This is a genomic window from Vibrio ichthyoenteri ATCC 700023, from assembly GCF_000222605.1.
GTDB classification, from domain to species: domain Bacteria; phylum Pseudomonadota; class Gammaproteobacteria; order Enterobacterales; family Vibrionaceae; genus Vibrio; species Vibrio ichthyoenteri.
Genome location: NZ_AFWF01000113.1, coordinates 1 through 269, shown reverse-complemented (window position 1 = coordinate 269; position 269 = coordinate 1). Strand labels below are relative to the sequence as shown.

Annotated in this window: 1 protein-coding gene; it reads left to right on the top strand. The window is 42.0% G+C overall.

The features are described from left to right. Nucleotides 1-70: 70 nt before the first annotated feature. The coding region (locus tag RH85_RS23280) for a hypothetical protein (RefSeq protein WP_206536046.1) at nt 71-269 on the top strand (199 nt) is incomplete at its 3' end.

The following is a 269-nucleotide window of genomic DNA, read 5'->3' as shown; positions in this document are numbered from 1 at the left end:
TTCTAAATCTGTCACGGGTGTTCACGCTTCACGCACTTGGACAAAAGATGGTGAACGAGCAAAGAAATACATGTGGACTAACGAAGCAAATGACACGGGCTTAGCAATAAAGGACGTTTATCCTCGAATCATATCAGATGATCAGTTTGAAGCAGCGCAATTGAAAAGAGATCCACACTTTCAAAATTTGGCAAAGAAACCAAGAGCAACGTTGAACGATGGACGTTCAATTATACCGAACGCTACGTGTTCGTTTTGTGGTGCTTCTA